The organism is Serratia sp. Res13-Sevr-LER1-36-b (assembly GCF_015673035.1).
Lineage (GTDB): Bacteria > Pseudomonadota > Gammaproteobacteria > Enterobacterales > Enterobacteriaceae > Chania > Chania fonticola_C.
This window is the reverse complement of sequence record NZ_JADACK010000023.1, coordinates 48,105-59,409: the sequence shown is the minus strand read 5'-3', so window position 1 is coordinate 59,409 and position 11,305 is coordinate 48,105. Positions and strand designations below refer to the sequence as shown.

The window sequence follows — 11,305 nt, the reverse complement described above, 5'->3', positions numbered from 1 at the left end:
CGCGAATGCGACCTGTAGAAAAATGCCCTAAAGGGGGTTATTGCTGGTTTTCAGCGTAAATACCGGCGGAAATTACCGCACCACCGATTTCACGCTCACCGTACAGCACTGGCACCGGGTAGCCCTGCGCCGTGGTGTTGACCGGTGAGCCAAAGGCATAGGAAGGTTTGTTTTCCACCGACTGGGAAGAGGACATGCCGAAGTTCGGCTGTGGCGTCATCAATTGCATGACACCACCGAGTACCATCGTTGAACCCAGCAGGGTTAAGTTGGTAACAGCTGCCACGGCGGAGGCACTGAGTGTCGCTGTTGCTCCCGACGCGCCAAGTGCACCACTCCAAGCACTCAACGACCAACCTGCGGTATAGAATGCCCCGACCAACGCCGCCACGCCGATGACAATCTGGAGCATCCCGCCACTCTTACTCCCCGCAATCACCGGCATAATGCGGATATCGGCACTGCCTTTGGAGGTGGCAAACTCGGCCAGGCCGATATTCTGCGAGCCATTGAAGAAGGCAAACTGCACGCCGTCCTTATGGGCATTCATCATAAAGCTCTCAAATCCGGGCAAGGTGATACACAGCGCCCGCAGTGCTTCGCGAGTATCCGCTACCACCAGCCGATGGGTCTTGCCGAACTTTTTACCCAGTTGGCCACCCAACCGGATCAGTCTTGTTGTTTGCATCATAGAAGCTCCTTCCTGCGGACTACGCGTACCGTCCGCTCCTGAAAATATCCGCTGTAGGGATAACGCTGGCTCAGTTGGCCGAACAGGTGATGCAGCATCATGCCGTCCCCCAGATAGATACCCGCGTGGTTGGTAACCGGGGCTGAAACCTGCATCATGATCATATCGCCCGCGCGCATCGGCCCCTGAAATTCTCGGAACCCTTCGGCGTACCAGTGATCGTCATACAGGCGGGTTTTGCCGTCGATCCACCATTCATGCTCCACCGAGTAATCGTTCAGCGCGATGCCGTGTTCCTGGCGATAATAATCCCGGATCAATGACCAGCAGTCGGCATGCCCCAACAGCCAGCTGCGCCCGACTAACGGCCGCTCACCGCGTGGCACAACTTCGGTGTAATCTCCTTCCGGCCACGAGACGATGCCCCAGACAATGCCCGAGTGATCGCACTGCAGGCGATCCATCTCCGAAGGGATCAATACGGGCACATCAGGGTGGCTGTGAATGATGCGAATGATCTCGCCTTGATCTTCCGCCTGCGCATATTCCTGAGGGGAAATGACAAAGTTATCCAACGCGTTTTCCGCCACATTGCGGCATGGCAGATAACGCGCCTTACGCCCGTTCTGCACCACAAAACCGCAGGACTCATTGGGATACTCCGTTGCGGCATGCTCACAAATGGCCTGCATGATTTCAGCCTGCATCATTACCTCCCCAACAGGTTGGAGCCTGGGAACCCGCCAAAGGCCAGGGGTTGCGCATCACCGAAGCGTTTTTTACAGGAGGATACCCGGCCACCGCAGACATCCAACGCCGGATCGTCGATCGGTTCATCGTCCTTATCAAAACAGGCCCCGCCGCTGTAATCGCAACCTCTGCCGCTACGGTACCAACCCCGGATGCACCAGGTGCAAAGCCCGTGAATTTGCCGCGAGGGCAGTTGCTGGCCTTGCAGATCGAACGGTGTACAAAGCTGGAACTCCACCACGCTGTTGGTTTCGGTGCTTTTGCTGTCGATGTAGAAAACCTGCACTCGCTCCTGCGAAGCATCAGCCAAAGCGTTCCCCTCGGGGAAGTTGACCGCATCCAGGTATTTGGCAAAGGTGTCATGCACCCGCACTTTCGCCTGCACCATGTCGTTGAAGGTCAGACACAACGAAGACACCAGATTGCTGAGGTTGGCGACGCTGAGCCTGGGCGTTGGTTGTGAACCGTCGCTGGTTGCTGCCAGGCCGGTGATCTCGTAGGGATAGGCCTCATACTCGTTTCCCTGCCACCAGATCGATTTTGGTTTCAGCCGCTGGGCATCGTTGCCCGCCGCCGCGATCTCGGCCTGAGTGTGGGGGATATTGTGCGCATGAAAGCGCATAATGGCCGCGCCAAAAGCGGTGCCATCAATTTCAATCAGCTGGATCAGTTCCCCAGGCACCAGCTTTTGCACTTCACTGTTAAATGACATGATTGCACCTATACGCCGAAGGCTTGTTCAAAGGCAAAACTCAACGCCTCCACATTGCGCGCAAGCGGCGTGACGGAGATTGAATCCGACTTGACGCGAAATAGCGCTTTCTTGCCGTTGGGCGGCGTCCAGAAAAAGGCGACGAGCACGTGTTGATTTAAAAAGGCCAGCATCGACTGGGTCACGGCCGGATGGCCGGTATAGGCCAACTGCCACTGCTGCACCGCCTGGTTCAGCCCATTGCTGCTGACCTGTTTATAGCCGTCGCCAAACTGCGCACTTCTGACGTTATGGACAAAGTTACCGCTAGGCGAGGCCTGGGTTTGCCATTGGAAAGTATCGATAAGCATAAAGACTCCGAGCAGTAATAACCGTCAGTCGCTGGGCCCGAATTACCCCTCACCCTACCCCTCTCCCACAAGGAGAGGGGACAGTACGTGCCACATATTGGATCATGCATTCGTCTTTCCTATCATCCTTGTTACAGGTTACTTATGTACCTGAACACGGCGCCATATCAGCTCCCTCTCCCTGTGGGAGAGGGTTGGGGTGAGGGGAAATAACGATTGAGGAGCAATTAATGGGGCCTGATGCCAGACTGCGGTTGTTACTATTGATGATTGATAAAGAGATTCAGCGGGCCGCTGAAGCATTCCAGATCAGGCCGCCCGGCTTGAGCTCTTTGCCTAAACGTTCGGTGATCGCCTGATTAACGATGCCCTGCACCAGCTTGCCCATGCCGTCACCGGCAGAGGAGCTATTAGCCGCATTCGCGGAGCCGTCATTGTTCATGACCACGGTGCTGTTGACCGTAATGCCGCCCCCCTGCTCTGCCGCCAGGCCGTACATCGGGGCTTTGTTGCCACCCACCAGGCCACCCTCCGCATAGCCGCGCATCATGGCGTAGAGATTGCCCACGCCGATCCGCTGGGTAGCTTCTTTGGTCATCACGAACTCGCCACGATGCACCACGCCCGCCTGATCGTATTTACCGCCGTCGCCGGTATAACCACCACTGGAATGTCCTGTTGCTGCAGCGGATGGGTTAATCCAACCCATTGCTTTTTGGATGACAAAAGCTACTAGCAGTTGGTTAATCACCTGGATAATCATTTTCAGGATTGAGGCAGTAAACTCTTGGAAATTGGCTTTGCCAGTGGTCACCATGCTGGTAAGCATGTCTGATAAACCGCTAAAGGTAGCTTGGCCGATATTCGCCATTGAGTCGTACACATTAGTGGCGGAGTCCAGATACTCACTCCAGCCTTTTTGTGCTCCATCAAGCCAACTACCACGAATTTTGTCCTCAGCCGCATGGTAGTCTGTGAGAGCTTTTAATTGGCCCTCATAATCCTCACCTGATGTCTTTCCTCCTTTTTGAATCCATTCTTCATTAAACTGAGTAACACTTGTCTCACGCTGGGCAATTCGATTACTTTTACCAGCGTTATAAACTAAACTCCTCTGTCGCTTACTCATGTTTTTTATATAGTCAGATGAAGATTGCTTAAGTAGTTCTTGCGTATCTGGAACAGTTGGAGCTACAACTCCAACTGTAGGAGCCGGCGCTATATTTCTATGAGGGCTTGAGTATGTCGCTCCTGATGGTTTATTTCTAAGTGTCGCCCTGGCATCATGCTCCTTTTTTAACTGGTCTATAGCTGACTTTTGTGCAACATTCCCTGCAGAGGTAGATGCTGACAAATCGTTAGTTAAATTAACAACCTGTTCCAGAAGCCAAACTTTACCTTCAGCATCTGAAATTATCTTCTTTTTATCTACGATTAGTCGAGAATCAGTACCATAGTCTGGTTTCGTTTTCGCATCAATATCCCGATAACGATGTAAATTGTTTTTTACATTAGTAACATTTAACCTGGCAGCGTCAAGCTGTTCTGAAAGGGTATCATCTCGACCGATACCTCTCAGCATATTCCAGAATGAGCTCCAGCTAGATTTAGCTATAAGAACGGCTTTATCTATATAACCAAGATTTTCGATTAATTTCTTTGTGCGATCTTCGAAGTTGCTTGTCGTCTTTTGGGCTATCAAGTCGCTAGCTTCTGCAACCTTCCCTTGTTCTTCCAACTGAAGAATATGTTCAAATTCAGCGACAGACAAATAATTATAGGCTTTATTTAATTCATAAGCACTGGTTATTGGATCGGTAAATATTTTCTTATACGCATTGATAGCTTGCTCTGCGGTCTGGCCGGTGGCTTGTTGTAGTGCCAAGACACCTTTTGTTACCCCGTCAATTTGCTCACCAGAGAATGCACCGGTTCCAACTATTTTTGCTATGGTTTCAGAGGCGGTATCCATACCGCCACCCAAATCAGCATATTTACGCGCCAAATCCTGTAATTGGTCCGAGCTCTTCCCTGCATAATTACCGGTTAGGATTAACTGCCTGTTAAATTCTTCAGACTCTTTTGCACCTTGATAATATGCGGTACCAAGCAATGCTATTGAACCCACAGTTAAAGCAACCGGAGCAGCCATCCTTCCTAATGGAGCAAGTAATTTCTGCACCTGATCATAAGTATCTACTAGCTGAGAACCTTGGTCCAAAGCCTCTTTCCAACCAAAATCTCCAGAGTTAGAGCCAGAAATGGAAGCTGTATTCGAAGCTTGTCCCTGCATCCCTTCCAGCGCTAGCCGGTATTCTTCTATTGCTGCAGTACTTCTTCTCAGGTTAATTATAAATGCATTGGTACTATCTCCTAGCTGAGACAGTTGTCTACCAATATTGCTATAACGGCTGATCTCCTGCATTCCGCTACGTAAAGTACGATTCAACATTTCGAATCGTCCCGTTGCCACAGAAATGTTGCTTTGCAAATCAACCAGATCTCTATTAGCCCGCTGCAAATCACTGGCATTAACACGCAGCGTCATAGTTGTAATATCTGCCATGCCTTACTCCTGGCTATAACAATAAAGCCAGCTCAAGGCTGGCATCATCGCAGACGATTATTTTTGGTGGATCACCTTAAGCGCTGCGGTTTCCATAATTCGGATGTCATTTAACACGCTTGCTTCATCCTCCACGGCATAAACCCGCATTAACCAGGGAAGGCAATTGTAATCTAACCCCGTAATACCTCCCATACCGGTACGCCATTGGGTTGCCATCGCTTGGAAAAGTTGGAATGCAGGCTGCATATCTGGCCAAACATCGAGAACGGTTGTTTCATAGTCATCGGCAGATAGACCAAATGCAGCCAGTTCTTCACGGGGCGTTTCCGGAGAATAGAAGGCTTCAGCAAGCGCGATTAGTTTTTTTCTCGTACCGCCATCAGCTCTTTGGTATAAGCCGTAGCGATAGCGTCAAAAGCACGTGGATAGTTGTCCAGCAAAGTGATTAGACTTTCCTGATTCAACTCATCGGGTAAAGTCCAAGTGGCGCAGATCTCACGTAAGAAGTCGGCCATCGGTAGATTGCTATAGTTGCCAGAGCTCAACTGCTCTTCGCTGGCCTCACGAAGCGCTTTCTCCAGTTTTTCCAATTCACTGCGCTTTTTGTGTTTGAAAGTAAACGTCAATACCCCATCACTGTCACCTGCGCGAGGAATACTGACATCGACTTTAAAGGTTGGATTCGGTGTCAGATTAAATTCGGTCATGATTATCTCTCTATCGTTAAATAATTCGGCAAAAAATCGAGCCCGAAAAATATCGGGCTCGTTGATGGACTGATTAAGCAGTCACTTTATAGAACGTCATATCGCAAGACTGCACCGCCAGCGCCACCTGTACGGTTTCAACCTGGTTAACCGCGGTGGTCGGTTGCGGATCAAAAGCCGGTACCGCAGACCAGTAGCGCAGCTCCTTGGCTTTTGGCACGTGCATGTAGAACGCCAGCGTCACGCCATTGCGATCGGCATCCTGCAGCAGGCTGTAGATCGGCTGAGAAGCATCGTGCGCAAAGGTAAAGGTCTGCGTTTTGGCCGCTTTAAAGGTGGCCAGGTTACGCTGACGATCGTCTTCCAGGAACTGCACCTGCACGTATTGCTGATCGCCGCCAGACTGCGCTACCTCGGTGATCTGAGGAATTTGCGTCCAGCTGGCGATCTTCTGCAAGGAGCCTTTGCCGCCACCGGCCGGGAAGAAGCTCACGTCGGTGGTATTGATGGCACCGATGGTGATGCTGGTATCCACTTGGGCAGTGATCTTGGCCACCAGGCTGTCGATCAGGCCCCAACCGGAGCGTACCATCACGATGTCACCCACTTTCAGAGTGTGGCCGGTGGCCACGGTAAATACGGCGCCGTTAGCATTGCTGACTGCGGTGGTTACTACGCCTGGTGCTGTTGGCGCGCCAGCAAATACGGTGGCGCCATTTGGTAATGCAAAACCCATGGTAATTCTCCAATTTCAGATATAAAAAAACCGCCGAATGGCGGTATGCTTGGTTTACTTGCTGGAGAGTTCCCCCCAGCGATGTTTACTACACTAGTGTGTTATTAATACCCGGCCCAATAACCGATGGTGACTGGCAGGGTATATAATTCATCCTTGGCAATCGCTGGCAGGATATTGCCACCAGCATTGACATAACAGTTAAAAGCATCGTCCGCCAGCACTAGTCCCCTGGGGAATAATGAGATAATCTCCTCCGCCAGTTGATAGCCAGTTTTCGCTCCGGTCCCTTTTTTCATCACAATATTAACCTGATAATTCCCGCTGTAGGTCTGCACCTCTTGGGAAATACCTAACGCCACCGCAGGCTCCGGAGCAATAAACGGTTCCAGATGAAGATCGTCATCCGCCGTAAACGTCACGTTAGCCAAGGTGTATTTAATATTATTCTCTTCAGCCCAGGCCGTTAACCTGGACTCAAACAAATCATTGATACGCAAGGTGCTCATAGCGCCTCCTGGTTTAACCCTATTGATAAGAGTGCATCACCTTGGGTTAAACCAGTAATAGCACTCTAGCTGATATATTTCGTAGCGAGAAGTTTATTTTAAAAAATATTTTTATCAACTGCGAAACGCAATAACCACGCTATCAATTTACTAGATAAAACTCGTAGCGAATAGATTTTTATTAAATTATTTTTCGCCATTAATTTAAAATAACAAACCCACCCCGCATTGCGGGGTGGTAATTACTTCAATTTAAAAATCCTTTATTTTTTATTATCGGTAATAGTTTATCTATCCATTTCCAAACGAATATTCTGGCTGACCAGACAACCTTCAATAAAACTTTCTGCCACCTGCATCTGTTGCCTTACCCGGCCTTCCGAACATTTCCAGCCGCGAGCAATGGCGGACTTCGATTGCCCGTAAACGTAGTAACGCAAGATCAGTTCCAGCTCCTCCGGCTGACGTAGGGCCTGGAGGTGAGCAACGGCGCGATCCACCACCAAGCCGTCCTCGTCACAGCAAGAGGCCTGCTGTTTGCTACTGCCCGGCAGCAACCCTTTAAAACCGGCGGCGATATGCGAATATCCCAGAGAAGAACTTTCCCGTGCCCACACGCCCCAACGCCCCAAAACCTGTTGAATGTCCCGCATAAGACCTCCTTATTTTTCTTGGCTCTAGTGTAACCAGGCGAGGCAAAGCCGCCCATCGATGGGTGTTGTAGGAAACCTCACAGGACAAAGCAGGGGGAAAAACGAGCAGGAAATGAAGGTATTGGTGCAGCACTATTGCGGGAGGATAGCGCCAGAGGTGGAAAAAAGCATTAAATATCAGCCTTCGGAGGAGATGCCTCCCCCGAAGCGGGCGCAGATCAAGACATAGCAAACTGCTCGAGTACCTTGCCTTCCATACGATAGCGCACCCATTCATCTTGCGGAGCCGCACCAATGCTGAGATAGAAATCAATCGCTGGCTGATTCCAGTCCAGCACGCTCCATTCCAGGCGCCCGCAACGGCGCTCGCAAGCAAGCTGAGCGATATGGCGCAGCAAGGCTTTGCCCGTTCCCGCCCCACGGAACTTGGGCGTGATATACAAATCTTCCAGGTAGATGCCGTTCTTACCCAACCATGTCGAGTAGCTCATAAAGAACACCGCATAGCCTGCTGGCTCACCATTGACACTGCAAATCAGCGCCTCTGCGCAGGCGTTGGGGCCAAACAGGCTTTCTTCGATCTCTGCCTGGTTGGTGCGTACCTCATCACGAGCCTTTTCGTACACGGCCAGTTCAATAATCATATCCAGAATGAGCTTGGCATCGGCTTTCACCGCCGGGCGAATTTCAATTGTCATAGATGTTCCCTAACTAGAGTGATTTTCCTGCTGCCAGCATAATACTTAACCAATTCAGGCACAAACGGCAATTCACCGGGCATCTGAACGAGCGCCTCCCTACGTAAGGTGGCCGTTGAGGAATGTTTAGAGAGGAATGCCTGCGGTCTCCTATACTCAGTTTTCCCCCTAACAGATCTGGAGAAACGATATGTCATTTAGCGTGGGTGATTTTGTGCAGCGTAAAACCGGTGGGCCAAAAATGACCGTTATCGAAGAGGATGGCGAGGCGCTGATATGCAGTTGGGTCGAACTGGGGATCGAGCAACAGACCGAGGTGCAGGCCAATGAAGTGAACCCCTATCACGAAGACGACGACTTCGGCGTCTGCTGATATTCCGTTTGATCCCTCAAGCCATGTCCCTGGATAAAAAGTGAAGTTGATCTAGTATTTACCTGGTACAGCAACCTATTTTGGGTAGTGGTTAAGGGGTTCACAATGAGCGAAAGTTTAAAAGACGGCACCATTCTGTTGGCCAGAATTTTGCTGATGATCCTGTTTCTGATTTTCGGTTGGATGAAGCTGACCAACTTTGGTGCCACGGTCACGGCGATGGAGGGCTACGGTACGCCAATGCCTTACCTGGCCGCAGTTGTCGCCGTGGTGGTGGAGTTCATTTTCGGTATCTTCATCGTGCTGGGGGCCTTCACCCGGCCGATAGCCATCATTTATGCGCTCTATGTGCTGGGTACCGCCTTTATCGGCCACCCGTTCTGGCGTTTTAGCGGGGCAGAAATGATCGGCAACGAAATCAATTTCTTTAAAAACATCAGTATTATCGCTGGCCTGCTGCTGCTTGCCGTCACCGGTGCTGGCCGTTACTCACTGGATTATAAGTGGTTTAACCGCTAACGCTCCCCTGTGGCGGCGTCGCAATACGCCGCCATGCTCACACCTTAACGGCTATGTTTGGCATGGCGTTCGAAGTTATCCGCCTTGGCTGCGGCAGACTTGCGCAAGGTGACGTAGCACGCCCCCTCACCACCGTCACGTGGCAGTGCCCGGCAAAACGCCTGCACCTGTTCAAACTGCTCCAGCCATTTGGCCAGGTAGCTGCGGATGATATTCGGATGGCTTTGATCTGTCCGCCCACGGCCATGCACAATCAGCAACGAACGCAGGCTGTCTTTCTCCGCCTGGATGATAAAGCGGAACAGCGCCTGGCGGCAGCTCTCGACAGGCTGGCGCAGCAGATTGAGGCTGACTTGCGGTGGATAGTGGCCGTGACGCAGCTTATCCAGCACCCCTTGCTGAATACCTTCGCCCTTATATTCCAACGGGGTATCGCAGGGAATAATGTCCAGAAAGCCGGTGCTGAGGAAGTTCTCCAACTGTAACGCCTGAGCTTCCCGGCGCGCACGTTTATCGACAGGATCCTGCGCCTTGAGGTACAGCGTGGTTTGCCCCGCGGATAACGGCTTCACATCGGTCATCGCCTGGGCAAAAAAATCGTTCTCTTCGTCGCTCATTTCACATCACTCTCGGGAGATTTCACCCACCGACGGGCTATTGCTTTTAGTGGGAATGGCTTGATTGTAAGACGCCTCGTCAGGGTTGCAAGTGAGGAATTGACGGCAACGGGTGAGGTTGTGAGCGGTTTTCGTTATACTGCAGGCCATTATTGAGTGCCGCAAAGGATCCAACCCATGAATATGCGCGAGCTGGAAATCCAGTTTCAGAATGCAATGAATGAGTTACAAGCCAGCTTCGAACAGCAGCACCGTGAATGGCAACAGAGCTACCAGGCTCTGCAACAGCAGTTGGCCGAAGCGCAACGGCGTGAAACCGCCCTGCGCATGCAGAATGAACAGCTGGTCAACAAACTGAGCACCGCCAGTTCGGTGCCGGAACAGCATGCCCTGGTCAAGCAGATCAAGATGTTGGGTGCCCATTTGGATGCGCTGGCACAAGATGCCGCCACCTTTAATCGCCATGTGCATAATAAACAACGGGCCGCAGACAATTTCAGCGGCGAGCAACACTGACAATTTCGGGCGCGTATGCTGCGCACCAAGACGGTAAAAATCATACATGACGTGGATCATCATCGCCGCCCTGATCGTAGTTTTCATTATTGGTTATCGTGTCCTGACTTCCGACACCCGCAAGGCGATAGATTCACTGGCGCATTTGCTGAAAGTAAAACCGATGCTGGTGGAGTCCATGCTGCAGGAGATGGGCAGCCGCCACAGCCAAAGCTTTATCCGCATGTTGAACAACGGCTATACCGAAGAGATGCATCAGGCCGCCTATATGCTGTTTATCTACCTGACGTTTATCAAGCAGGCGGACGATGAGCAAATTGGCCTGTGGCGGGAAACGCTGCTGCGCGCCGGGCTTTCGCCGGAACTGCATGCCGAGCACACCGAAGCGGCGCTGTTTTACTTTGCCGAACTGGATCTGGATGCGTTTGAACTGGCGCAGTTCCGCCGGGCCTACAACGAACGCTATAACCGGGAAGCGCTGGGCAACTGGTGAAGCTTTCCCCCGCTTACGGGGGAGAGTTTAAAGGAACATGCTGTAGAGATAGCGCGAGAGCGCATCGCGGGAGCTGAAACCGTGAGGAATGCCGTAACGCGTGTTGGGCGTATCACCGCTTAAATCCAGGGGAAACTCAAGATACTGCTCGCTGTTACGCATCAACGAGGTGGGCGTGGCAAAATGGAGGCTCTTCTCTTTCAACGCCGGGTGGATCACCAACGCCATTCTGCCCATTCGCGCTTCCCGATTCACATACACGTAGTGCTCGCCCTTGCGAAAACCGTAGGTCTGATCGGTGATATAATCACGCTCAAAACCGGTACTCTCTAACACTTTAGCCACTTCATCCGGCCGTAAATACATCTATTTCTCCTCTCAGTTCTGGGTAGCTTTGCGACCTTACCGTAAT

At 51.4% G+C, this 11,305-nt stretch carries 17 protein-coding genes; 4 read left to right on the top strand and 13 right to left on the bottom strand.

Translation table 11 applies throughout. The features are described from left to right. Positions 1-37 precede the first annotated feature (37 nt). From IMQ33_RS17915 to IMQ33_RS17865, 11 genes are all read right to left on the bottom strand, one after another. Entirely contained in the window at positions 38-688 is a 651-nt protein-coding gene (locus IMQ33_RS17915; RefSeq protein WP_370572244.1) for a tail assembly protein, read from the bottom strand. After that, on the bottom strand, positions 688-1,398 hold the full coding sequence (locus IMQ33_RS17910) for a C40 family peptidase (protein ID WP_065686658.1): 711 nt from the start codon (positions 1,396-1,398) through the stop codon (positions 688-690). The genes IMQ33_RS17915 and IMQ33_RS17910 overlap by 1 nt, the downstream gene beginning before the upstream one ends. 2 nt (positions 1,399-1,400) lie before the next feature. Beyond that, complete coding sequence (locus IMQ33_RS17905; protein ID WP_196062091.1) at positions 1,401-2,153, bottom strand: phage minor tail protein L; 753 nt, start codon at positions 2,151-2,153, stop codon at positions 1,401-1,403. Between the two features lie 8 nt (positions 2,154-2,161). Then, positions 2,162-2,503, bottom strand: a complete 342-nt coding sequence (locus IMQ33_RS17900) for a phage tail protein (RefSeq protein WP_024486957.1) — start codon at positions 2,501-2,503, stop codon at positions 2,162-2,164. 283 nt (positions 2,504-2,786) lie between these two features. After that, a complete protein-coding gene (locus IMQ33_RS17895; protein WP_196062092.1) occupies positions 2,787-5,069 on the bottom strand; it encodes a phage tail tape measure protein in 2,283 nt (760 codons plus the stop codon). Between the two features lie 57 nt (positions 5,070-5,126). Continuing rightward, entirely contained in the window at positions 5,127-5,381 is a 255-nt protein-coding gene (locus IMQ33_RS17890) for a DUF1799 domain-containing protein (protein WP_074423409.1), read from the bottom strand. 47 nt (positions 5,382-5,428) lie between these two features. Further along, positions 5,429-5,779, bottom strand: a complete 351-nt coding sequence (locus IMQ33_RS17885) for a phage tail assembly chaperone (RefSeq protein WP_029711939.1) — start codon at positions 5,777-5,779, stop codon at positions 5,429-5,431. A 73-nt stretch (positions 5,780-5,852) separates the two neighbouring features. Continuing rightward, positions 5,853-6,515: a phage tail protein gene (locus IMQ33_RS17880; RefSeq protein WP_098929981.1), complete on the bottom strand. Its 663-nt coding sequence runs from the start codon at positions 6,513-6,515 to the stop codon at positions 5,853-5,855. Between the two features lie 104 nt (positions 6,516-6,619). Continuing rightward, positions 6,620-7,024, bottom strand: coding sequence for a phage tail terminator-like protein (locus IMQ33_RS17875; RefSeq protein ID WP_161712188.1), 405 nt, complete (start codon positions 7,022-7,024; stop codon positions 6,620-6,622). Between the two features lie 287 nt (positions 7,025-7,311). Continuing rightward, positions 7,312-7,677 carry an antiterminator Q family protein gene (locus IMQ33_RS17870; RefSeq protein WP_021807641.1) on the bottom strand — a complete coding sequence of 122 codons (366 nt, stop codon included), beginning with the start codon at positions 7,675-7,677 and terminating at the stop codon, positions 7,312-7,314. 218 nt (positions 7,678-7,895) lie between these two features. Continuing rightward, complete coding sequence (locus tag IMQ33_RS17865; protein ID WP_024530931.1) at positions 7,896-8,375, bottom strand: GNAT family N-acetyltransferase; 480 nt, start codon at positions 8,373-8,375, stop codon at positions 7,896-7,898. 190 nt (positions 8,376-8,565) lie between these two features. On the opposite strand from IMQ33_RS17865, the gene IMQ33_RS17860 reads away from it, so the two are divergent. Together IMQ33_RS17860 and IMQ33_RS17855 are read left to right on the top strand one after the other, a co-directional pair. Further along, complete coding sequence (locus tag IMQ33_RS17860) at positions 8,566-8,748, top strand: YodC family protein (RefSeq protein ID WP_098929975.1); 183 nt, start codon at positions 8,566-8,568, stop codon at positions 8,746-8,748. Between the two features lie 105 nt (positions 8,749-8,853). Then, the gene (locus IMQ33_RS17855; RefSeq protein WP_024485123.1) at positions 8,854-9,267 is read left to right on the top strand and encodes a DoxX family protein; all 414 of its coding nucleotides are present in this window, start codon (positions 8,854-8,856) and stop codon (positions 9,265-9,267) included. Between the two features lie 44 nt (positions 9,268-9,311). Here the strand turns inward: IMQ33_RS17855 and smrA are convergent, their stop codons facing one another. Beyond that, on the bottom strand, positions 9,312-9,884 hold the full coding sequence (smrA, locus tag IMQ33_RS17850; RefSeq protein ID WP_161712189.1) for a DNA endonuclease SmrA: 573 nt from the start codon (positions 9,882-9,884) through the stop codon (positions 9,312-9,314). A gap of 177 nt (positions 9,885-10,061) precedes the next feature. On the opposite strand from smrA, the gene IMQ33_RS17845 reads away from it, so the two are divergent. Then, positions 10,062-10,400: an MbeD/MobD family mobilization/exclusion protein gene (locus IMQ33_RS17845; RefSeq protein ID WP_024485125.1), complete on the top strand. Its 339-nt coding sequence runs from the start codon at positions 10,062-10,064 to the stop codon at positions 10,398-10,400. A 46-nt stretch (positions 10,401-10,446) separates the two neighbouring features. Then, complete coding sequence (locus IMQ33_RS17840; protein WP_021807638.1) at positions 10,447-10,893, top strand: DUF1198 family protein; 447 nt, start codon at positions 10,447-10,449, stop codon at positions 10,891-10,893. 27 nt (positions 10,894-10,920) lie between these two features. Here the strand turns inward: IMQ33_RS17840 and IMQ33_RS17835 are convergent, their stop codons facing one another. Then, on the bottom strand, positions 10,921-11,259 hold the full coding sequence (locus tag IMQ33_RS17835; protein WP_021807637.1) for a DUF2002 family protein: 339 nt from the start codon (positions 11,257-11,259) through the stop codon (positions 10,921-10,923). Positions 11,260-11,305: the final 46 nt, after the last annotated feature.